Origin of the sequence: Streptomyces liangshanensis (assembly GCF_011694815.1) — a bacterium.
Classification (GTDB): domain Bacteria; phylum Actinomycetota; class Actinomycetes; order Streptomycetales; family Streptomycetaceae; genus Streptomyces; species Streptomyces liangshanensis.
Genome location: NZ_CP050177.1, coordinates 1,230,687 through 1,251,676 on the forward strand (window position 1 = coordinate 1,230,687; position 20,990 = coordinate 1,251,676).

Genomic DNA, 20,990 nt, shown 5'->3' on the forward strand with positions numbered 1-20,990 from the left:
GGACACCCATGGGATCCGGGGGAAGAACGCCCGTGGGGCGGCTGGGGGCGGCGCTGCGCGCGGTCCCGCGTCACCTTCGTGAAGACCTCCTGGGGGCGCGGGCGTTCGCTCCCGGGCCGGGGGCGGAGCGGCCCGGGTGGCGGGACTGGCAGCCGGTGGTCGTGCTCGTGACGGTGATCTGCGCGGTGTTCGTCGGCGCGATGGGGGTCGAAGGCCTCATCTGGGGGTCGGGGCTCGACCCGGCGTACGGCACGCTCCTCGGCGTGCTCCAGGGGGCGGCGCTGGTGGCCGCCGTGTTCCGGCCCGTACCGGCGTGGTGGGTGGTGACGCTGGTCATGGTCGTCGTCGCGCTCACCACGGAGTCGGGCCTGGGCCGGGACGGGCTGTACCCCTGGACCGGGGAGGGGATGGCCCTCCAGGCCGGGGTGCTGTTCCTGCTGGCGCTGCGGTTGCGGCCCCGGGTCGCGTGCGAGGCGCTGGCGGTCAGCCTTCTGGCGGGCGCGGGCTGCGGGCTGTTCGTCAGCACGGCGCACAACGGGGACGTGACGCGGGCCGCCGCGGTCCTGACCGTCGCGGTGGTGGTGGGCGCCGCGCTGCGGGGCGGCCGGGTGGCCCGTACCGAACTGGTCGTCCAGGCCGGCCTCACCGCCGACGAACGGGCCCGGCGCACGCTCCTGGAGGAGCGCAACCGGATCGCGCGCGAGCTGCACGACGTGGTGGCCCATCACATGTCGGTCATCTCCATCCAGGCGCAGGTCGCGCCGCACCTGGTCGACCACCCGTCCGAGGAGCTGCGGGAGAACCTCGCCGGCATTCGGGCGAACGCGGTCGACGCGCTCACCGAACTGCGCCGGGTGCTGGGCGTGCTGCGCTCCGAGGACACGCTGTCGGAGCGTGCGCGGCACGCGCCGCAGCCCACGCTGGACCGGCTGGAGGAGCTGATCGGTACGGTACGGAGGGCCGGGCTCGCGGTCACGACGGCGATCACCGGCGAACGGCGGCGGCTGGCCCCCGGGGTCGGCCTCTCGGCGTACCGGATCGTGCAGGAGGCGCTGAGCAACGCGATGCGGCACGCGCCGGGGGCGGGGGTGCGGGTGGAGATCGGGTACCTGCCGTCCTGCGTCGTGGTGCGGGTCGTGAACGGCGCTCCCGCGCGGGCCGCCGCGCCGCCGGCCACGGACGCGGGGCACGGGCTGCTGGGGATGCGGGAGCGCACTGCGATGCTGGGCGGTGAACTGGTCACCGGGGCGACGCCGGCCGGCGGGTACGAGGTGACGGCGACGCTGCCGACGGAGGAGCCCGCGATCCGCACGGAGGAAACCACATGACATCACCACCGGCCGCGCCGGCGCCCATCCGCGTGCTCGTCGCGGACGACCAGGTCATGGTGCGTCAGGGCTTCACCGTGCTGCTGAACGCCGAGGACGGGATCGAGGTCGTGGGCCAGGCGGTGGACGGTCTCGACGCGCTGGCGAAGGTCGCCGAACTCGACCCGGACGTCGTCCTGATGGACATCCGGATGCCGGAACTGGGCGGCATAGAGGCGACCCGCCGCCTCACCGGCCCGGGCGGGCCGCCGCACGTGAAGGTGCTCGTCCTCACCACCTTCGACCTGGACGAGTACGTGTACGAGGCGCTGCGCGCGGGCGCGTCCGGGTTCCTCCTCAAGGACGCGTCGGCGGAGGAACTGGCACGGGCGGTACGGGTGGTGGCGGCCGGGGACGCGCTGCTCGCGCCGAACATCACCAAGCGGCTGATCGCCGAGTTCTCCCGGGTGACGGCGGCCCCGCGCGCGCCGCGCGGGGACCGGGTCGGCGCCCTGACGGAGCGGGAGACGGAGGTGCTGTCGCTGATCGCGCAGGGCCTGTCGAACGCGGAGATCGCGACGCGGCTCGTCGTGGCGGAGCAGACGGTGAAGACCCATGTGGGCCGGATCCTGGTCAAGTTGGGCCTGCGGGACCGGACGCAGGCGGCGGTGTTCGCGTACGAGACGGGTGTGGTGCGGCCGACCGGCTACTGAGCGGGGGGTGGTGGGAAACAATGGCCCCATGACTCCCGAAGCCCCCCTCACCCCCACGACACACCTCACCCACGTCACCGCCCCCGACGGGGTCGCCCCCGGCAACGGCTACAGCCACGTCGTCTGGGGCACCGGCCGCTTCGTCGCGGTCTCCGGCCAGTGCGCGTTCGACGAGGCCGGCGGGATCGTGGGCGTGGGCGACGCGGCGGCCCAGGCGCGCCAGGTGTTCGAGAACCTGCGCCGCTGCCTGGCGGCGGCGGGCGCCACGTTCGACGACGTCGTGAAGCTGACGTTCTTCGTGACGGACGTGGCCCACCTGCCGGCGGTCCGCGAGGCCCGCGACGCGGTGATCGCCCCGGAACGCCCCCCGGCCAGCTCGGCGTTCCAGGTCGCGGCCCTGATCCGCCCCGAACTCCTGGTGGAGATCGAGGCATTCGCCATCGTCCCCACCCCGGCGGACACCCCCCGGTAACCGCCACGGTCCGAGCGAGGACGAACGCCGACCGCGAGCGGCTACGGCAGGGACGTCAGCGCCGCCGTGGCCGCCGCCGTCAGGCGGGGGTGGGTGCGAGCCGCTTCCAGGGAGGGGCGGGCTCGGGGGTCGGCCAGGCGGTGCAGGCCCTCTACGCAGGCCAGGGCCACCCGCCAGTGCGGGTCGTCCGGGGCGGACAGCCGTTCCAGGGTGGCGATCAGCACGGGTACGGACTCGGGGGCGTCCAGCTCCGTGAGGAGGCGTACGGGGTGCAGGGCGTACGCGGTGCGCAGCGTGTTCGTCGCCAGGGCCGCCGCCGCGCGGGCCGTGCGCGGGTCGGCCAGCCGCGCCAGCGCGTACGACGCGCTCACGCAGCGCTCCGGATCGCGGTGGTTGAGCAGCAGCACCAGCGCCTCGAACGCCCGCCGGTCTCCCCCGCACCCCAGCCGGAACGCGGCGATCTCCCGCGCCCACAGCGGCCGTTCGCGCTCCACGAGCACCCCGGCCAGCTCCTCGTGGTCCCCGGTGGTCAGGAGCCGCTCGCACGCGGCGGACCCACCGGACTCGTCCCGCACCCGGTCCGCGAGCGAGCGGAAGTCCTCATCCATGGCGCTCATCCATGACGAAGAGGATAGGTCCTGAAGGCCCGCCCGGATCCGGTCCCCGCCCAGGTCTGGCGCGCTCGTTACCCGTCGGTTAACCTCAGATGAGCGGGAAACCCCCGCGACTCGCGTGGCCTGGTGACGCAGCCATCGCGAGTGCTGTCGGTTCCAGACACGGCGCGGCTCCGGAACAGAGCCCGCCGCCCCTCTCCGCGACCCGCATCCGCCGCGCGCGCCGCAGCGCGTCGGCCCCCGGCGGCCACCGAGCACCTGTACGTGCCGTGCCGCCACCCCAGTCGTCACCCCTTTCCCCTTGGAGTCCCTCATGGACATCCCCTCGGACACCCCGACGCCCCTGCCCCGCCCCCTCCTCCCCACCGTCGCCGTGGTCGGCCTCGGCACCATGGGCACCGGCATCGCCGAGACCCTCGCCCGGGCCGGCCGCGAGGTGATCGGCATCGACATCAGCGACGCGGCGGCCGGCCGGGCCGTGGCCGCGATCGAGGCGTCCACCGCGCGGGCCGTGGAGCGCGGCCGCCTCACGGACGAGGAGCGGCGCACGGTCCTCGCGCGCCTGCGCACCTTCTCCGACCTGCGCGCCGCCGCCGACGCCGCGCTCGTCATCGAGGTCGTGCCGGAGTCGTACGAGACCAAGCGGCAGGTGATCCGGGAGCTGGACGGGATCGTCACTCCCGGCACGATCCTCGCGACGGGCACGAACGCGCTGTCGGTGACACGCCTCGCCGCCGACTCCGCGCACCCGGAGCGCGTCCTCGGCCTGCACTTCTTCAACCCGGCGCCCGCGATGAAGCTGGTCGAGGTGGTGTCCTCGGTCCTCACCTCGCCCCGAGCGGTCGAGGCGGTCACCGCCCTCGCCCGCGACCTGGGCAAGGAGCCCGTCGCCGTGGGCGACCGCCCCGGCTTCGTCGCGGACGGCCTCCTCTTCGGCTACCTCAACCAGGCCGCCGCGATGTACGAGTCGGGCTACGCCTCCCGCGCCGACATCGACGCGGCCATGCGGCTGGGCTGCGGCCTGCCGATGGGCCCGCTCGCCCTGCTCGACCTGATCGGGATCGACACCGCGCGCACGGTCCTGGAGGCGATGTACAGCGCGTCCCACGACCGGCTGCACGCGCCCGCCCCCGTCCTCGGCCAGCTCGGCGCGGCGGGCCTGACGGGGCGCAAGGCGGGCCGCGGCTTCTACACGTACGCGGAGCCGGGCAGCGCCACGGCCGTCCCCGACGCCCTCACCCCGGCGGACGGCCCGGGCCCGGTCGCGGGCCGGGCCGTCGGGTCCGTCGGCGTCGCGGGCTCCGGCACGATGGCGAGCGGGATCGCGGAGGTCTTCGCGAAGGCCGGGTACGACGTCGTCCTGGCGGCCAGGAGCACCGAGAAGGCACGGGGTGCCAAGGACCGGGTCGCCGCGTCCCTGGCCCGCTCGGTCGCCAAGGGGCGGCTGACGGAGGAGGCGCGCGGGGAGGCCCTGGCGCGGATCCGCCCGGCCGGCACGCTCGACGCGTTCTCCGGGGTGGACCTCGCGGTCGAGGCCGTCGCCGAGGACCTGGAGGTGAAGCGGCAGCTCTTCGGCGTGCTCGACAAGGTCTGCCGCCCCGGCGCGGTCCTCGCCACGACCACCTCCTCGCTGCCGGTCATCGCCTGCGCCCGGGCGACCTCGCGCCCCCAGGACGTCGTCGGGCTGCACTTCTTCAACCCGGCGCCCGCGATGAAGCTGGTCGAGGTGGTCCGTACCGTCCTGACGGCCGACGACGTCCGCGCCACCGCCCATGAGGTGTGCGCGCGGCTGCGCAAGCACCCGGTGGACTGCGGCGACCGGGCCGGCTTCATCGTGAACGCCCTGCTGTTCCCGTACCTGAACAACGCCGTGAAGATGGTCCAGGAGCACTACGCGACCCCCGACGACATCGACACGGCGATGAAGCTCGGCGGGGGCTACCCGATGGGGCCCTTCGAGCTGCTGGACGTGGTCGGTCTCGACGTCTCGCTGGCGATCGAGCGGGTGCTGCACCGGGAGTTCCGCGATCCGGGCCTGGCTCCCGCGCCCCTGCTGGAGCACCTGGTGGCGGCCGGCTGCCTGGGCCGCAAGTCGGGCCGCGGCTTCCGCGCGCACGCCGCGCGCTGACCCGGAGCGGCGGGGCGCGCCCGCGGGCGCGCTCCCCCGCGTCGATGCAGTACGTTCACCTCATGTCGCCGTCCGCCGAGTCGTCCCGTAAGAACCCCAGGTCCGACGCTCCCGAGAGCGCCTCAGGGACCAAGGCGGCCGCGCAGCGGCTGAAGATGCGCCGCGAGCTGGCCGCCGCGGCCATGGAGCTGTTCGCGACCAAGGGGTACGAGGCGACGACGGTCGACGAGATCGCCGCCGCGGCCGGGGTGGCGCGCAGGACCTTCTTCCGGCACTTCCGGTCCAAGGAAGAGGCGATCTTCCCCGACCACGACGACACGCTCGTGCGGGCCGAGGCGGTCCTGAACGCGGCGCCGTCCCACGAGCACCCGCTCGACACGGTCTGCCGGGGCATCAAGGAAGTCATGCGGATGTACGCGGCGTCGCCCGCGGTCTCCGTGGAGCGCTACCGCCTCACCCGCGAGGTGCCGACCCTGCGGGAGCGGGAGATCGCCTCGGTGGCCCGCTACGAGCGGCTGTTCACGCGCTACCTGCTGGGTCACTTCGACGAGCTGGACCACACCGACGGCAACGACGACCCGCTGCTGGCGGAGGTGGCCGCGTCGGCGGTCGTCACCGCCCACAACCACGTGCTGCGGCGGTGGCTGCGGGCCGGCGGCCAGGGCGACGTGGAGGCGCAGCTCGACCACGCCTTCGCGATCGTCCGCGACACGTTCGGCCCGGGCATCGGCGCGGGCCTGTCGATGGGCGGCAGGACCGACCGCCCGGCGGTCACGGCCCGTGCCGGCGGGGACGTCCTGGTGACGGTGGCGCACACCGACGCGCCGCTGGACGAGGTCATGCGGACGATCAAGCGGGCACTGAAGGACGCGTAGCCGAGCGGGCGCCCCGTCGCGGGCGCCGCCGCCCGAAGGACCGTCCCCGCCACACGTTCGACCGCACATTCCCCTCACCCGGCTGATATTCACCGCATTCCGGGCGGTAGGTATGGCTCATGCGTGCCATGAGACCGACAGATGAGAGAAACACCTGGCACCCAGTGCCTTGCCAGGTGTCACACCGTGCCATACGTTGAAGGTGTCCGGCTGTTCCCGCAAGCCTTCTCGCTTGTGCGCCCGGACGCCTGCGTCACAGGCACCCCGCGCCCACCCGGCGCCGCTCAGCAGCACCCGCCACGTCCGGGGTCACACTCCGGCCGGCGGCGCGCCACCTCTGGAGCCGACGCCCCACCTCCACCCCAGACCGCCGCACGCGGCCCCGCACCTCACCACCCCCAGCTTCGCCGGAGGCACCACCGTGAAGGACATCCTGGACGCGATCCAGTCGCCGGACTCCACGCCCGCCGACTTCGCCGCACTGCCCCTCCCGGACTCGTACCGTGCCGTGACCGTGCACAAGGACGAGACGGAGATGTTCGCCGGCCTTCCCACCGCCGAGAAGGACCCGCGCGAGTCCCTGCACGTCGACGACGTTCCCGTGCCCGAACTCGGCCCCGGCGAGGCCCTCGTGGCCGTCATGGCCAGCTCGGTCAACTACAACTCCGTCTGGACCTCGATCTTCGAGCCGATGGCCACCTTCGGGTTCCTGGAGCGGTACGGACGGCTCAGCGACCTCGCCCGCCGCCACGACCTGCCGTACCACGTCATCGGCTCCGACCTGGCGGGCGTCGTGCTGCGCACCGGACCCGGCGTCAACTCCTGGCGCCCGGGCGACGAGGTGGTGGCCCACTGCCTCTCCGTCGAGCTGGAGAGCTCGGACGGGCACAACGACACCATGCTCGACCCCGAGCAGCGGATCTGGGGCTTCGAGACCAACTTCGGGGGCCTCGCCGAGATCGCGCTCGTCAAGTCCAACCAGCTGATGCCGAAGCCGCAGCACCTCAGCTGGGAGGAGGCGGCGGCGCCCGGACTCGTCAACTCCACCGCGTACCGCCAGCTCGTCTCGCGCAACGGCGCGGGCATGAAGCAGGGCGACAACGTGCTGATCTGGGGGGCGAGCGGCGGACTCGGCTCGTACGCCACCCAGTTCGCCCTGGCCGGCGGCGCCACCCCGATCTGTGTGGTCTCCAGCGACCGGAAGGCCGAGCTGTGCCGGCGGATGGGCGCCGAGGCGATCATCGACCGCTCCGCCGAGGGCTACACGTTCTGGACGGACGAGCACCACCAGGACCCCCGCGAGTGGAAGCGGTTCGGCAAGCGCATCCGCGAACTGACCGGCGGCGAGGACGTGGACATCGTCTTCGAGCACCCGGGGCGCGAGACGTTCGGCGCGAGTGTCTACGTCACCCGCAAGGGCGGCACGATCGTCACCTGCGCCTCCACCTCGGGCTTCACCCACGAGTACGACAACCGGTACCTGTGGATGTCGCTCAAGCGGATCGTCGGCTCGCACTTCGCCAACTACCGCGAGGCGTGGGAGGCCAACCGGCTGGTCGCCAAGGGGAGGATCCACCCCACGCTGTCGAAGGTGTACGCCCTGGAGGACACCGGCCAGGCCGCGTACGACGTCCACCGCAACCGTCACCAGGGCAAGGTCGGCGTGCTGGCCCTCGCCCCCGCCGAAGGCCTCGGGGTGCGCGACGAGGAGCTGCGCGCCCGCCACCTCGACGCGATCAACCTGTTCCGCGACGACGCGCGGGCGCAGCCGCTCGCCGCGCACGGCGGGGTCCACTGACATGGCGCGGCGCCCGAAGGACCGGCCCTGGCTCATGCGGACATACGCGGGGCACTCCACGGCCGAGGCGTCCAACGCGCTCTACCGCCGCAACCTCGCGAAGGGGCAGACGGGCCTCTCCGTCGCGTTCGACCTGCCCACCCAGACCGGCTACGACCCCGACCACGTCCTGGCGCGCGGCGAGGTGGGCCGGGTCGGGGTGCCCGTCTCGCACCTGGGCGACATGCGGCGGCTGTTCGAGGGCATCCCCCTGGAGCGCACGAACACCTCGATGACCATCAACGCCACCGCCATGTGGCTGCTGGCGCTCTACCAGGTGGTCGCCGAGGAGCAGGGCGCGGACGTCTCGCTGCTCCAGGGGACGACGCAGAACGACATCGTCAAGGAGTACCTCTCGCGCGGGACGCACGTCTTCCCGCCCGTGCCGAGCCTGCGCCTGACGACCGACATGATCACGTACACGGTCCACCACCTCCCCCGGTGGAACCCGATCAACATCTGCAGCTACCACCTCCAGGAGGCCGGGGCCACCCCCGTCCAGGAGATCGCCTACGCGATGTCCACCGCGATCGCCGTGCTGGACGCGGTGTTCGCGTCGGGGCGGGTCCCCGACGCCCGCAGGGGCGAGGTGGTCGCCCGCATCTCCTTCTTCGTGAACGCGGGCGTCCGCTTCGTCGAGGAGATGTGCAAGATGCGGGCCTTCTCGCGCATCTGGGACCGGGTCACCCGGGAGCGGTACGGGATCGAGGACGGCCGGCAGCGGCGCTTCCGCTACGGCGTGCAGGTCAACTCCCTCGGGCTGACCGAGGCGCAGCCGGAGAACAACGTCCAGCGGATCGTCCTGGAGATGCTGGCCGTCACGCTCTCCAAGGACGCGCGGGCCCGCGCCGTACAGCTGCCCGCCTGGAACGAGGCGCTGGGGCTGCCCCGGCCCTGGGACCAGCAGTGGTCGCTGCGCATCCAGCAGGTCCTGGCGGACGAGTCGGACCTGCTGGAGTACCCCGACCTGTTCGAGGGCTCGCACGTGGTGGAGGCCGAGGTGGCGTCCCTGGTGGCGGAGAGCCTCGCCGAGATGGACCGGATCGAGGCGATGGGCGGCGCGATGGCGGCCGTGGAGTCCGGCTACCTCAAGTCGGAGCTGGTCTCCTCGCACGCGGCCCGGCGCGCGCGGATCGAGTCGGGCGAGGAGCGGATCGTCGGGGTCAACTGCTACGAGTCGACGGAGCCGAGCCCGCTCACCGCCGACCTGGACACGGCGGTCATGACGGTCGACCCGGCGAACGAGGCGCGCGTGGCGGCGTCGCTGCGGGCCTGGCGGGAGGCGCGGGACGAGGAGCGGGCGACGGCCGCGGTCGCCGCGCTGGTCTCGGCCGCCGCCGGCACCGGCAACCTGATGGAGGCGACGGTGGCGTGCGCGCGTGCCGGGGTGACGACCGGCGAGTGGTCGGAGGCGCTGCGGGGCGTGTTCGGCGAGTTCCGCGCCCCGACCGGGGTGGGCGGCGCGCCGGTCGCGGGGGGCGCCGAGGAGGGCACCCCGCTGGCCGCCGTGCGCGCCAAGGTGTCCCGTACGGCCGCGGAACTGGGCTCGGGGCGGCTGCGGCTGCTGGTGGGCAAGCCGGGCCTGGACGGCCACTCCAACGGCGCCGAGCAGATCGCCGTACGCGCGCGGGACGCCGGCTTCGAGGTGGTCTACCAGGGCATCCGGCTGACCCCCGAGCAGATCGTGGACGCCGCGCTCGCCGAGGACGTGCACTGCGTGGGGCTGTCGATCCTGTCCGGCTCGCACGCGGCGCTGGTGCCCGACGTGCTCGTACGGCTGCGCGAGGCGGGCGCCGGGGACATCCCCGTCGTCGTCGGCGGGATCATCCCGGGCGCCGACGCGGCCGCGCTGAGGGCGGCCGGGGTGGCCGCCGTCTTCACCCCGAAGGACTTCGGGATCACCCGGATCATCGGCCGTATCGTCGACGAGATCCGCACGGCGAACAAGCTCGACCCGCTCGACCCGTCCGACCCCTTGGAGGTCTCCGCATGACAGCCCCAGCGATCCCCCCGACCGAGGTCCCCGTGAACCGGCTGCGCCCGCGCCGCTCGTGCCTCGCCGTACCGGGCTCGAACCCGCGGTTCCTGGAGAAGGCCCAGGGGCTGCCCGCCGACCAGGTCTTCCTGGACCTGGAGGACGCGTGCGCGCCGCTCGCCAAGGAGGGCGCCCGGCACACCATCGTCGACGCGCTCAACAAGGGCGACTGGACGGGCAAGATCCGGGTGGTCCGGGTCAACGACTGGACGACGCACTGGACGTACCGCGACGTCGTCACGGTCGTCGAGGGCGCGGGCCACAACCTCGACTGCCTGATGCTGCCGAAGGTCCAGGACGCGCAGCAGATCGTCGCCCTCGACCTGCTGCTCACCCAGATCGAGAAGACGATGGGCTTCGAGGTCGGGAGGATCGGCATCGAGGCACAGATCGAGAACGCCAAGGGCCTGGTGAACGTGGACGCGATCGCCGCGGCCTCGCCCCGCCTGGAGACCATCGTCTTCGGCCCGGCCGACTTCATGGCGTCGATCAGCATGAAGACGCTGGTGGTCGGGCAACAGCCGCCCGGCTACGGCGCGGACGCGTACCACTACATCCTGATGCGCATCCTGATGGCGGCCCGTACCCACGATCTCCAGGCGATCGACGGACCGTACCTCCAGATCCGTGACGTGGACGCGTTCCGCGAGGTGGCGGGGCGCGCCGCCGCGCTCGGCTACGACGGCAAGTGGGTGCTGCACCCGGGCCAGATCGACGCGGCCAACGAGATCTTCTCGCCCGCGCAGGAGGACTTCGACCACGCCGAACTGATCCTGGACGCGTACGACTACTACACGTCGGAGGCGGGTGGCAAGAAGGGCTCCGCGATGCTCGGCGACGAGATGATCGACGAGGCGAGCCGCAAGATGGCCCTGGTGATCGCGGGCAAGGGGCGGGCGGCCGGGATGCGCCGTACCACCGCGTTCGAGATCCCGGAGGCGTGAACGATGCGGTTCGGACGCACCTTTGAGGAGTTCGAGGTCGGCGCCGTCTACAAGCACTGGCCGGGCAAGACGGTCACCGAGTACGACGACCATCTCTTCTGCCTGCTCACCATGAACCACCATCCGCTGCACCTGGACGCCAACTACGCCGGGAAGACCACGGACTTCGGGAAGAACGTCGTGGTGGGGAACTACGTCTACTCGCTGCTGCTGGGGATGTCGGTGCCCGACGTCTCGGGGAAGGCGATCGCCAACCTGGAGGTCGAGTCGCTGCGGCACGTGGCCCCGACCTTCCACGGCGACACGCTGTACGGCGAGACGACGGTGCTGGCCACCACACCGTCCCGGTCGAAGAGCGACCGCGGGGTCGTGTACGTGGAGACGAAGGGGTACACGCAGGACGGCACGGTGGTGTGCGTGTTCCGCCGCAAGGTGATGGTGCCGACGAAGACCTACATCGACGAGCGCGGCGGCGAGCAGCCAGGCCGCCCGGAACCCCGGGAGACGTGACCCATGAGCAGACTCGCCCAGACGGCCGGGCTGACCGACGTCCAGCGGGAGATCCTGGCGACGGTCAGGGACTTCACCGACAAGGAGATCCTGCCGGTCGCCACCGAGCTGGAGCACCGCGACGAGTACCCGACGCGGATCGTCGAGGGCCTCAAGGAGCTCGGCCTGTTCGGGCTGATGATCCCCGAGGAGTACGGCGGCCTGGGTGAGTCCTTGCTCACGTACGCGCTGTGCGTGGAGGAGATCGCCCGGGGCTGGATGTCCGTGTCGGGCATCATCAACACCCACTTCATCGTGGCGTACCTGATCGAGCGGTACGGCACGGACGAGCAGAAGCAGGCCTTCCTGCCGAGGATGGCCGTCGGCGAGGTGCGCGGGGCGTTCTCGATGTCGGAGCCGGCGCTCGGCTCCGACGTGTCGGCCATCACGTCCAAGGGGGTCAGGGACGGCGACGAGTACGTCCTGAACGGCCAGAAGATGTGGCTCACCAACGGGGGTACGTCCACACTCGTCGCGGTGTTGTGCCGCAGCGACGAGGGGCAGCCGGAAAGCACACCGCCCCACCGGTCGATGACCACGTTCCTGGTGGAGAAGGAGCCCGGTTTCGGTGTGGTGCGCCCGGGTCTCACCATCCCCGGGAAGATCGACAAGATGGGGTACAAGGGCGTCGACACCACCGAGCTCATCATGGACGGATTGCGCATTCCGGCCAATCGGGTCCTCGGCGGCACCACCGGCCGTGGGTTTTACCAAATGATGGACGGCGTGGAGATCGGCCGGGTGAACGTGGCCGCGCGGGGCTGTGGCGTGGCACAGCGCGCCTTCGAGCTGGGTGTGTCGTACGCCCAGCAGCGCCACACCTTCGGCAAGCCGATCGCCCAGCACCAGGCCATCCAGTTCAAGCTGGCCGAAATGGCCACCAAGGTCGAAGCGGCCCATGCGATGATGGTCAACGCGGCACGCAAAAAGGACTCCGGGGAACGAAACGACCTGGAGGCAGGGATGGCGAAGTACCTCGCGTCCGAGTACTGCAAGGAAGTCGTCGAGGACGCCTTCCGCATCCACGGCGGTTACGGCTTCTCCAAGGAGTACGAGATCGAGCGCCTGTACCGCGAGGCGCCGATGCTGCTGATCGGCGAAGGTACCGCCGAGATCCAGAAAATGATCATTGGGCGCCGACTGCTGGAGGAGTATCAAATCCAGGGCTGATTGTCTCTTTTGAGTCGATTTTGCCGCGAAGAAGATCACACCGTGTTGTCCTCTGCCGCTGGCTTCAAGCCGCTCGACTCGACTGCTGGCTTGCTCAGTTGCTCCTCGCAACCGATACCATCGTTGTAAAGCCGCCGTCCCCCGTTGCCAGCGCGGCATCATCCGCTACGAAGGTCATCCATGCCCCACAGCCAAACCTCTGCACCACGCGGCCGGGTCCGCCTCGCGCGCGGAGCATCGCCGTGGCTTCTGCCGACCGTCGCCACCGCCGCGATCAGCCTGGTCAGGGCGCGCCACTCGCGGCGCGCCGCCGTTCTCGCCGTACCCGCCACCGCTCTCGCGGCGGGCATGCTGTGGTTCTTCCGCGACCCCGAGCGGGAGATCACCCAGGCCCGGGTCATCTCGCCGGCCGACGGAGTGGTGCAGAGCATCATGCCGTGGAAGGACGGGCGCACCCGGGTCGCCATCTTCATGAGCCCGCTGAACGTGCATGTGAACCGCGCCCCCCTCGCGGGCACGGTGACGTCGGTGGAGCACATCCCGGGCGGGTTCGTCCCGGCGTTCAACAAGGAGAGCGAGAACAACGAGCGCGTTGTCTGGCACTTCGACACCGAGCTGGGCGACATCGAGATGGTGCAGATCGCGGGCGCGGTGGCCCGCCGCATCGTCCCGTACCTCCCCCAGGGCACCAAGGTGGAACAGGGCGAGCGCATCGGCCTCATCCGCTTCGGCTCGCGCGTCGACATCTACCTTCCGGAAGGTGTCGATGTCGCCGTCGAGGTCGGTCAGACCACGACCGCAGGGGTGACTCGAATTGACCGTGATTGATCCCGAGACGCAGGCCGGCTGGGTCGCCGAGGCCCAGGCGGAGGACGACGCGGAGGACATGCCGCTGTCGATGAGACTGTCGATAGCGGACACCCTCACCCTCGGTAACGCCACGTGCGGTTTCATGGCGGTGTACTTCACGACCACCGGCATCCTGATCCCGCACCTCACGGGCAGCGACGAGAGCGGCATGGCGCGGCACTCCGCCGCCACGGCCGTGATCCTCATGCTCTGCGCGGCGATCTTCGACCTGTTCGACGGGCTGGTGGCGCGCAAGCTCCGCAGCTCGCCGATGGGCGCGGAGCTGGACAACCTCTCCGACCTGATCAGCTTCGGCCTCGCGCCGGCGTACTTCGTTCTCGTGTACGGCATGGTCGCGGACGACGCCCACCAGCGCGTCTCGGCCCTGGCGGCGATCGTGGTGCTGCTCGCGGTGGTGCTCAGGCTGGCCAGATTCTCCTGTGTGACGATCAGGGACGGCATGTTCCAGGGCATGCCGAGCCCGTTCGGCGCGCTGACGGTCATCTCGATCGTGCTGCTGGAGCTCCCCTTCGTCCCGACGCTCCTCGCGATCATCGGGGTGGCATGGCTGATGGTGAGCCGGGTCGAGTACCCGAAGCCGCGGGGCGTGCTCGCGGTGGCGATGCTCAGCTGGATCGTGGTCTCGATGGGGCTGCTGGCGGCCTGGGCGTTCGACGCGCCAGGGGGTCAGCTGCTGCTCCAGACGGGGTGCGCGCTCCAGGTGGTGACGGGCGCGGTCATTCCGCTCTTCGCCACGGCGCGGCGCGTGAACACGTTCCGTGACAACCGGCGTGAGGCGCGGGCGGCTCAGCTGCCTTAGCGGTACGTGGTCGGACACCGGTCCGGCACGAAGGGGCCCGGGTGCTTTCGCACCCGGGCCCCTTCGTGTGCGTGGCCTTCCACGCCTCCGCGGGCTCTGGAATGATCAGCGGATGGTAGGGGGATCGATACATCAGCTGTTCGAGGACCAGGTCCGCCGGGCGCCCGGGCACACGGCGGTGATCGCCGGGCCGGTCCGGCTCACCTACGCGGAGCTGGACTCCGCGGCCGCCCGGCTGGCGGCCCGGCTGGCGGCCCGTCTCGCGGCGGCCGGGGGGCTTCCGCCGCCGGGGGCGACCCTGGCCGTCATCACCGACCGGCTGCCCGACGCGCTGGTGGCGATGCTGGCGGTGCTCAAGGCGGGGTACGCGTACACCGTGATCGCGCCCGGTACCCCGCGCCGGGAGATCGCGCGGCGGCTGGGGGTCGTGCGGGCCGGGGCGGTCCTCACGCACCGGGAGCTGCTGGCGGCGACGGACGACGGCGAGGGGCGGCCCACGGTTCTCCTTGACGGGGAGGAGAACGACGGGGTCGGCGCGGGCAGCGTCGGGGGCGGGGCTGTGGCGGGCGGTGCGGGTGACGCGGCGACCGTGCTTTTCACGGCCGGGACCACCGGGGAGGCGAAGGCGGTCACGTGCGGGCACGGCCTGCTGCGCGCCGCGCAGGGCGCGTGGGCCGGGGTGTACGGGCTCACGCGGGAGGACCGGCTGCTGACCTTCGCGCGGCCGGAGACGACGGAGTTCACCGGCGCGTGGATACGGGCACTGTGCTCGGGCGCGGCGCTGGTGCTGGGGGTGGGCGCGGGGGCGCGCGCGGGCTCGGGTGCGGGCGTGGCCGCAGGGGCGGGCGCGGAGGCGGCTGCTCGGGCCGGCGAGGTGGCGGGAGCCGAGCGGGCCGACGGCGGGCGGGCGTCCGCCGGGTCCGCTGGCGCCGGGCAGGCCGACGCCGGCCGGGTCGGCGCCGGATCCGCCGGCGGCGGGGCGGTCGGCGGCGGGCGGGCCTCCGCCGGGTCCGCTGACGCCGGGTCGGCCGACGCCGGGCGGGTCGGCGCCGGATCCGCCTCCGCCGGGGCGGTTGGTGGCGGGTCGGTTGGCGGCGGGTCGGTCGGCGCCGGATCCGCCGGTGGCGGGGCGGTCGGTGGCGGGGCGGCGGGCGTCGGGGCGGTTGGTGGTGGGGTGGCTGGGGTTGTCGAGGGTGTCAGCGTTGCTGAGGTTGGTCCTGTGGGGGCCGCGTGGCTGGTGGCGGGTGGGGCGCGCAGCCTGCGGTTGGTGCTCGTCGGTGGTGAGCCGCTGCCCCTCGGCGAGCAGCTGCGGCTCCAGGGGCTCCTTCCGGTGCCGGGCGCCCGGGTGCTCGCGGTGTACGGGACCGCCGAGGTGGCCGGGTGCGGCACGTGGTTCGAGCCCGCGCAGCTGACCGGCCCGGTGGCCGACCCGGAGCGGGTGGCGTACCTCGGGGTGCCGTACCCGGGCGGGACGGCGGAGGTGCGCAAGGGCGAGATCGTGCTGACGCCGCCGGGCGGCGGGGACGCCGTCGCGACGGGGGACGCGGGGCGGCGGGAGGCGGGCGGGCCGCTGGAGTTCCGGGGGCGGCTGGCCGACCGCGTCACGATCGCGGGCCGGACGGTCGACACCTACCGGGTCGAGGCCGCGCTCACCGGTCACCCGGAGGTCGCGGCGGCCGTCGTCACGGGCGAGCGGGGCCGTACCGGACAGCGGCTCGTCGCCTTTGTCGTCCCGGCCGGGGACACCACCCCGACGGTCGCGTCCGTGAAGGCCCGGCTGTCGGGCCTCGTCCCGGCCGGCGACGTGCCCGACCTGGTGGTCCGGCTGCGGACGCTGCCCAGGAACGCGGCGGGGAAGGTCGACCGGGGCGCCCTGCCCCTGCCCCTGCCGGCCGGCGCCTCCCGGGCCGTCGGCAAGGGCGGGGACGGCGGGGAGCGGGTGCCGGGGCACCTCGTCGCGGGCGGCGTCGTGGGGGTGGTCGCCTGCTTCCTCACGTTCGCGTTGACCGACGTCTTCTGGCCGGGCGCCACGGACAGGACGGGGATCCCCGGGCCGTGGAGCGGGCTCTTCGGGCTGCTGTACGTCATCGAGGGCGTGGCGTTCGGCGTGGGCGCCGGGTTCCTGGTGGCCGGGCGGCGCGGGATGGTGCGGCGGGGCGGTCCCGGGGCGCTGACCACCTGGGCGCACCTGGCGGTCGTCTGGCTCCTGGTGGCGTGGTGGCCGCAGGACAACTTCTACCGGCTGGCCGCCAAACGCGACTGGGAGCGTCAGGCGGCGCTCGTGTACGCCTTCAACGTGCCGCTGATGCTGGCGGCGGCGCTCGTCGCGTTGTGGGCGGTGCGGCGGGCGCCGGGGGCCAGGGCCATGGAGAAGTAGGGGCGGCGCGCACGCGGGCTCCGGCGGCCCGTCCCGGCGAGGAGTCGGCCCGGACGCCACTCGGGCGTGCGGCCCGTAGCGCGACGTGCCTGCCGGCCACCGCGCGGCGGTTCGACGCCACGCCCCGGAGCCGGGCGGGCCGTTCGGCCCCGGAGCCTCACCCCTGATCGGTGAACATCCGGCCGAGATCCTGGGCCGCCGTACGGACCAGGGCCTCGGCCGCGTCGAGAGCGGCCGGCGTGCGGGCGGCCAGCAACACGCCGATCCAGGGCGCCGGTTCGAAGGCGGCGGTGGGGATCGAGGGGAGCAGGACCGCTCCGGTCTCGGTGCAACGGCCGTCAGGTCGCGCAGCCAGGCGATGAGTTCGGCGTCCGGGAGGCGGGCGCCCAGGGGGATCTGATCGAGGGAACGCACCACGTGGGCGCCGCCCCGGGTCTCGTCCAGGCGGGCCTTCACCATGAAAGCAACCGAGGGGCCGGTGAGCCTGAGGTTGATCTCCGTGGGGGCGAGCCGGCCGCCCGGCGCGGCGACGAAGTCGACGTCGTACCAGCCCCGGTAGCCGCTCGCGGCCAGCTCCCGGCCGACGGCCTCGCCGAAGGCCCGTGCGGTCGCCTCCGCCCGGTCGGGCACGGTGCCCGGGCCCACGGTCACGCCCTGGTAGGCCGTGCCGTGCACGTCCATCGCGCCGACACCGACGGTGTGCACCGCGCCCGCCACGTCCACGACCCCGTCGTACGTGGGATCGCTGGGCGGCTCCGTGCCGGTCAGGTACTCCTCCACGAGCAGCGGTCCGCGCGGCAGCGCGCGCAGCGCGGGCACCAGGTGGCGCGGGGAGGTGACCACGCGAGTGCCCGAACCACCCACGCCGTGCTCGGTCTTGACGACGCTGCCCGCTCCGGTGAGCGCCCGCGCGGCGACGCGGCGTGCGGCGGCGGCGCGGCCGGGGGCGTGCCACTGCGCGGGGACGGTGAGGTGCGGGTGGGCGGGGGCCAGGGCGGTGAAGAGGGCGTGGGAGGCGTGCTTGGACTCGTGGCGCAGGGCGCCCGGCGGGAGCGGGGCGCCGGACAGTTCCGCGGAGGCGGTGGTGTGGCCCCAGGCGACGAAGGGGGCGTCCAGGGCGCGCAGCCGGGCGGCGAGGGCGGGGCGGGCGAGGACGGCGGCGGCCGGGTCGTCGCCGAGGTCGTCGTACATCTCGACGTGTTCCCAGGCCAGTTGGCGGGCGAGCAGGCCGACCCAGCTGGCCGGGACGGTCCGGGGCAGCACCACGGCGGCCGGGTGCGGGCCGATCAGCGCGGCGAGGCACGCGTAGTGCCCGGCCGCCCGCAGTCCGGCCGGGGTCACCGGGCCGAACTGGCCCTGGAACGCGGCGATGTTGCCGAGGTGCACGGTCCGCCGTCCCCCGGTCCAGGCGTGCAGCCACCCGGCGCGGGCGGGCAGCTCCACCCGGAGCCGGGGCAGGGCGCCGCCGCCGGGGACGGGCCGGGCGCCGAGGGCGCGGTAGAAGCCGACGGCGTGCGGGTCGGCGTGGACGGTCAGCCGGGTGAAGCCGGCCGCGCGGGCCGTATCGAGGAGGTGCGCGTACAGCGTCCTGCCGATGCCGCGCCCGATCAGGGCGGGCTCCACGAAGAGCAGCCCGAGGGTGCCGTCCGGGGCCTCGCCCTCCAGCGAGGCGACCCCGACGGGCTCACCGGGCCGCGCGTCCTCCGCGACCACGACCCGCCGGGCCGCCATCTCGTGCGCGGTGAGGGTCAGTTCGTCCCGGCAGGCCGCCAGGAAGGCCGCGTCGTAGCCCCAGTGCGCCTTGGAGCGCAGCATCAGCGCGCTGAGGGCCCCGGCCTCGTCGGGGCGGGCGTTCCGTATCCGCACGCCCCGACAGTAGACCGTGTGGTGCGTGGACCGTGTGGTGCGTGGACCGTGTGCGAGGGGCCCGGTCAGCCGCCCACCTGGAAGGACTCGGCCGCCGGGGAGACCGTGGCGGGGCGGACCACGCGCAGGCCGCCGGGGACCTTGTCGTCCGGCTTCATGATCACGGACTCGCGGGTGGAGGGCGCGGCCGGGTCGGAGAAGTTGTGCGTGATGCCGAAGCCGCTGCGGTATGCGGTCACGGTGAGCAGCGCCTTGCCGACGCCCTCCCGGGTGAGGTCCTTGGCGGCGCAGGCCTTCTTGAGGACGTCGCCGTAGACCTGCGCGGCGGTGTATCCGGCGACGACCCCGTTGTCGAGGACGTCCTCGGGGTAGGCCGCCGCGTACTCCTTCGCGAGCTTCGCCGGCGCCGCCTCGGTGGAGCCGATGGGGAGGGTGGAGGAGGCGACGTAGTAGTCCTTCATCAGGGCGGGTCCGGCCGGGGTGGCGAGGAGTTGGGGCGCGAAGGCGGAGTTGTTGCCGATGACGGGGACCTGGAAGCCGGTGGCCGCGGCGACGCCGACGAGGGAGGCGGCCTGGCGGGGGCCCGCGCTGACGACCACCGCCTTGACGCCGGCCCGCTTGAGCGCGGCGACCTGCGCCGACATGTCGTTGTCCGTCGGCTTGATCTTCTGCTCGACGACGGTCAACCCGGCCTGCTGGGCGGCGTACTTGGAGCCTTCCAGCGCGTTCTCGCCGTAGTCGCCCTCGAAGTAGACGTGGCCGAGCTTGTCGCCCTTGGCGAGGCGCTTCTCCGCGAGGAGGTAGTCGACGGCGTTGATGGTCTCGACGTCGTAGGTCGCGCCGATCACCCGGACGTACGGGCTGCCGAGGAGTGAGGCCGACCACGCCTGCGGCAGGACCAGTCCCTTGTCCTGGCCGTCGATGCGGGGTTCGACGGCGGCGACGAACGGGGAGCCGATGAACTGGGCGAAGCCGAGGACGCCCGGGGCGAGTTCGTTGTACGCGGCGACGGCCTTCTGCGGGTCGTAGCCGTGGTCGCGGACGGTCAGCTCGATCGTACGGCCGCAGATCCCGCCGGCCGCGTTGGTCTGCTTCGCCCACAACTGCTGGGCCTGGGTGACGCTCTTGCCGAGGGACGCGTACACCCCGGTCATGTCGGTGAGCACGCCGAGCTTGACGGTCTTCGCGGTGACGCCCACGCCGGTCCGTACTCCCCCGGCGTCCTCGCTCTTCGTGTCCTTCTCGGTGGCCTTGCCGCTGCATCCGGTGAGGGCGAGGGCCAGGGCGGCCAGGAGCGCGGCGCCGCCCTTCAGGGTGGGGCGGGCTGATGGGGTCATGTCTTCTCCCGTGAGGACCGTGCGGACCGTGCGGACAGAGTCGGGCGGGTGAGACCGCCGGGCAGGAACAGGACCACCGCGACGATCGCGGCGCCGTACAGGTAGCGGGAGGCCTCGCCGGGGGCGAGGCCTCCGGTGCCGGGGTCGGAGACCAGCGGCAGGCTGTCGCTGTAGTGGGTGAGGAGTTGGGGCAGCAGGGACACGAAGGCGGCGCCGACGACGGCGCCCGCGACGGTCCCCAGGCCTCCGATGACGATCATCGCGAGGTATTCGAGCGCCAGGACCATGCCGAAGTAGTCGGGCACGGTGCGCTGGAAGAGGAGGGCGAGCAGGACTCCGGCGAGGCCCGCGTACATCGAGGACAGGACGAAGACGGCGGCGCGGTAGCGGGCCACCGGCACGCCCATCACGCCGGCGGCGACGCGGTGGTCCCGGACGGCGTTCATGGCCCGCCCCGGCCGGCCGCGCAGCACGCCGCGGGCGAAGAGGCCGCCCGCGAGGAGGGCGGCGAGGCCCGCGTACCAGAGCTTCTCCGAGGAGTGGAAGGGGACGGCGGCCACGACGGTCTCGGTGTCGTCGAAGGTGATGCCGAAGACGGACAGCGGGGGGACGGCGCGACCGTTGAACCCCCCGGTCAGGTCACCGGCGTTGAACAGGAGGTGCTGGCCGATGAAGATCAGGGCGAGGGTGGCGATGCCCAGGTACGCGCCGCGCAGCCGCCCGGCGATGGGGCTGAACAGACCGCCGGCCAGGCCCGCGAGGAGGACGGCGAGGACGGCGGCGAGCCAGGTGGGCAGGCCGAGGCCGACGAGCCGGTGGCCGTTCTCGGCGCGGCCGTCACCGGCGAGGACGCAGTAGCCGTAGGCGCCGACGGCGAGGAAGAAGGCGTGCCCCATGGAGAGTTGGCCGGTGGCGCCGGTGAGGAGGTTGAGGCCGATGGCGCCGATCGCGGCGGCCATCGCGAACAGTCCCGCCTGGAGCCAGAAGCGGTCGGCGTAGAAGGGCAGGGCGAGCAGGACGACGGTGGCGGCGGCCCAGAGGTAGGGGCGGGGGCCGGAGGGCACCCGGAGGAGCCCGGATCGCCTTCCTCTGAGGGT

General features: G+C 73.1%; 16 protein-coding genes and 1 pseudogene. 13 read left to right on the forward strand and 4 right to left on the reverse strand.

Annotated features, from left to right (window positions below; genetic code table 11):
- Positions 1–8 precede the first annotated feature (8 nt).
- From HA039_RS05385 to HA039_RS05395, 3 genes are read left to right on the forward strand one after another with little or no spacing between them, the layout of a single operon-like run.
- The gene (locus tag HA039_RS05385; RefSeq protein ID WP_167024528.1) at positions 9–1,328 is read left to right on the forward strand and encodes a sensor histidine kinase; all 1,320 of its coding nucleotides are present in this window, start codon (positions 9–11) and stop codon (positions 1,326–1,328) included.
- Positions 1,325–2,020 carry a response regulator gene (locus HA039_RS05390; protein ID WP_167024531.1) on the forward strand — a complete coding sequence of 232 codons (696 nt, stop codon included), beginning with the start codon at positions 1,325–1,327 and terminating at the stop codon, positions 2,018–2,020. The genes HA039_RS05385 and HA039_RS05390 overlap by 4 nt, the downstream gene beginning before the upstream one ends.
- 28 nt (positions 2,021–2,048) lie before the next feature.
- Positions 2,049–2,492, forward strand: coding sequence for a RidA family protein (locus HA039_RS05395; protein ID WP_167024534.1), 444 nt, complete (start codon positions 2,049–2,051; stop codon positions 2,490–2,492).
- Between the two features lie 41 nt (positions 2,493–2,533).
- On the opposite strand, the gene HA039_RS05400 is transcribed toward HA039_RS05395, so the two are convergent.
- On the reverse strand, positions 2,534–3,100 hold the full coding sequence (locus HA039_RS05400; protein WP_167036256.1) for a HEAT repeat domain-containing protein: 567 nt from the start codon (positions 3,098–3,100) through the stop codon (positions 2,534–2,536).
- A 319-nt stretch (positions 3,101–3,419) separates the two neighbouring features.
- Here HA039_RS05400 and HA039_RS05405 point away from each other — a divergent pair, with 319 nt between their 5' ends.
- The 10 genes from HA039_RS05405 (at position 3,420) to HA039_RS05450 (ending at position 16,690) form a co-directional block, all read left to right on the forward strand.
- Positions 3,420–5,234 (forward strand): 3-hydroxyacyl-CoA dehydrogenase family protein, encoded by a 1,815-nt coding sequence (locus HA039_RS05405; RefSeq protein ID WP_167024537.1) that lies wholly within the window; start codon positions 3,420–3,422, stop codon positions 5,232–5,234.
- Between the two features lie 44 nt (positions 5,235–5,278).
- Positions 5,279–6,109: a TetR family transcriptional regulator gene (locus HA039_RS05410; protein ID WP_167024540.1), complete on the forward strand. Its 831-nt coding sequence runs from the start codon at positions 5,279–5,281 to the stop codon at positions 6,107–6,109.
- A 421-nt stretch (positions 6,110–6,530) separates the two neighbouring features.
- Entirely contained in the window at positions 6,531–7,907 is a 1,377-nt protein-coding gene (gene ccrA / locus HA039_RS05415; RefSeq protein WP_167024543.1) for a crotonyl-CoA carboxylase/reductase, read from the forward strand.
- Position 7,908: 1 nt separating this feature from the next.
- Positions 7,909–9,939, forward strand: coding sequence for a protein meaA (locus HA039_RS05420; protein ID WP_167024548.1), 2,031 nt, complete (start codon positions 7,909–7,911; stop codon positions 9,937–9,939).
- Positions 9,936–10,925 carry an HpcH/HpaI aldolase/citrate lyase family protein gene (locus HA039_RS05425; RefSeq protein WP_167024551.1) on the forward strand — a complete coding sequence of 330 codons (990 nt, stop codon included), beginning with the start codon at positions 9,936–9,938 and terminating at the stop codon, positions 10,923–10,925. Before HA039_RS05420 ends, HA039_RS05425 begins: the two co-directional genes overlap by 4 nt.
- Before the next feature lie 3 nt (positions 10,926–10,928).
- Entirely contained in the window at positions 10,929–11,435 is a 507-nt protein-coding gene (locus HA039_RS05430; RefSeq protein ID WP_167024554.1) for a MaoC family dehydratase, read from the forward strand.
- Positions 11,436–11,438: 3 nt separating this feature from the next.
- Positions 11,439–12,644 (forward strand): acyl-CoA dehydrogenase family protein, encoded by a 1,206-nt coding sequence (locus HA039_RS05435; RefSeq protein ID WP_167024557.1) that lies wholly within the window; start codon positions 11,439–11,441, stop codon positions 12,642–12,644.
- A 180-nt stretch (positions 12,645–12,824) separates the two neighbouring features.
- Complete coding sequence (locus HA039_RS05440) at positions 12,825–13,472, forward strand: phosphatidylserine decarboxylase (RefSeq protein WP_161309119.1); 648 nt, start codon at positions 12,825–12,827, stop codon at positions 13,470–13,472.
- Complete coding sequence (pssA, locus tag HA039_RS05445) at positions 13,459–14,313, forward strand: CDP-diacylglycerol--serine O-phosphatidyltransferase (protein WP_208298547.1); 855 nt, start codon at positions 13,459–13,461, stop codon at positions 14,311–14,313. Before HA039_RS05440 ends, pssA begins: the two co-directional genes overlap by 14 nt.
- Positions 14,314–14,425: 112 nt before the next feature.
- Positions 14,426–16,690, forward strand: a complete 2,265-nt coding sequence (locus HA039_RS05450; protein ID WP_167024560.1) for an AMP-binding protein — start codon at positions 14,426–14,428, stop codon at positions 16,688–16,690.
- 1,497 nt (positions 16,691–18,187) lie between these two features.
- Here HA039_RS05450 and HA039_RS33810 read toward each other — a convergent pair.
- The 3 genes and pseudogenes from HA039_RS33810 to HA039_RS05465 form a co-directional block, all read right to left on the reverse strand.
- Positions 18,188–18,505, reverse strand: a pseudogene (locus tag HA039_RS33810) (GNAT family N-acetyltransferase); the annotation flags it as partial.
- Positions 18,506–18,621: 116 nt separating this feature from the next.
- Positions 18,622–19,893, reverse strand: a complete 1,272-nt coding sequence (locus HA039_RS05460) for an ABC transporter substrate-binding protein (RefSeq protein ID WP_167024563.1) — start codon at positions 19,891–19,893, stop codon at positions 18,622–18,624.
- On the reverse strand, positions 19,890–20,957 hold the full coding sequence (locus tag HA039_RS05465; RefSeq protein WP_243869179.1) for a branched-chain amino acid ABC transporter permease: 1,068 nt from the start codon (positions 20,955–20,957) through the stop codon (positions 19,890–19,892). The genes HA039_RS05460 and HA039_RS05465 overlap by 4 nt, the downstream gene beginning before the upstream one ends.
- Positions 20,958–20,990 lie beyond the last annotated feature (33 nt).

What these genes read in the sequence shown, in the direction of transcription:
- HA039_RS05385 (WP_167024528.1), top strand. Translation starts at nt 9, where the DNA reads ATGGGATCCGGGGGAAGAACGCCCGTGGGGCGGCTGGGGGCGGCGCTG.
- HA039_RS05390 (WP_167024531.1), top strand. Translation starts at nt 1,325, where the DNA reads ATGACATCACCACCGGCCGCGCCGGCGCCCATCCGCGTGCTCGTCGCG.
- HA039_RS05395 (WP_167024534.1), top strand. Translation starts at nt 2,049, where the DNA reads ATGACTCCCGAAGCCCCCCTCACCCCCACGACACACCTCACCCACGTC.
- HA039_RS05400 (WP_167036256.1), bottom strand. Translation starts at nt 3,100, where the DNA reads ATGGATGAGGACTTCCGCTCGCTCGCGGACCGGGTGCGGGACGAGTCC.
- HA039_RS05405 (WP_167024537.1), top strand. Translation starts at nt 3,420, where the DNA reads ATGGACATCCCCTCGGACACCCCGACGCCCCTGCCCCGCCCCCTCCTC.
- HA039_RS05410 (WP_167024540.1), top strand. Translation starts at nt 5,279, where the DNA reads ATGCAGTACGTTCACCTCATGTCGCCGTCCGCCGAGTCGTCCCGTAAG.
- HA039_RS05420 (WP_167024548.1), top strand. Translation starts at nt 7,909, where the DNA reads ATGGCGCGGCGCCCGAAGGACCGGCCCTGGCTCATGCGGACATACGCG.
- HA039_RS05425 (WP_167024551.1), top strand. Translation starts at nt 9,936, where the DNA reads ATGACAGCCCCAGCGATCCCCCCGACCGAGGTCCCCGTGAACCGGCTG.
- HA039_RS05430 (WP_167024554.1), top strand. Translation starts at nt 10,929, where the DNA reads ATGCGGTTCGGACGCACCTTTGAGGAGTTCGAGGTCGGCGCCGTCTAC.
- HA039_RS05435 (WP_167024557.1), top strand. Translation starts at nt 11,439, where the DNA reads ATGAGCAGACTCGCCCAGACGGCCGGGCTGACCGACGTCCAGCGGGAG.
- HA039_RS05440 (WP_161309119.1), top strand. Translation starts at nt 12,825, where the DNA reads ATGCCCCACAGCCAAACCTCTGCACCACGCGGCCGGGTCCGCCTCGCG.
- HA039_RS05450 (WP_167024560.1), top strand. Translation starts at nt 14,426, where the DNA reads ATGGTAGGGGGATCGATACATCAGCTGTTCGAGGACCAGGTCCGCCGG.
- HA039_RS05460 (WP_167024563.1), bottom strand. Translation starts at nt 19,893, where the DNA reads ATGACCCCATCAGCCCGCCCCACCCTGAAGGGCGGCGCCGCGCTCCTG.